At 53.2% G+C, this 250-nt stretch carries 1 protein-coding gene; it reads right to left on the bottom strand.

The window, feature by feature from the left end:
* Window positions 1-70: 70 nt before the first annotated feature.
* A partial coding sequence (locus F1735_RS35150; RefSeq protein ID WP_373888641.1) for an IS66 family transposase occupies window positions 71-250 on the bottom strand: 180 nt, incomplete at its 5' end.

Raw genomic sequence — 250 nt, 5'->3', positions numbered from 1 at the left:
ACGACGGTACACCTCAATCCCGAAAAAAGTGTCACGGAAGCCGTCACCAAAAAGGAGAAAAATCAAGCACTCAAAAAAGCAGCGTAAAAATCGTATTTAGGCGACAACTAGCTTGCAAATTTCCGCGCAGCAAATGGGCGTTGCACAGGGCGTGTATGCAATCGAGCGTCCAGTACGGCGCCCAGCAATCGTGCACGAGAACGCCCAGCCGATTTGGCAAGATGCCATGCGCGGCGATCGCCTCCATGCC

It is taken from the genome of Massilia genomosp. 1 (assembly GCF_011682185.1).
GTDB classification, from domain to species: Bacteria; Pseudomonadota; Gammaproteobacteria; order Burkholderiales; family Burkholderiaceae_D; genus Telluria_A; species Telluria_A rubra.
This window is presented reverse-complemented; position numbering and strand designations above follow the sequence as displayed.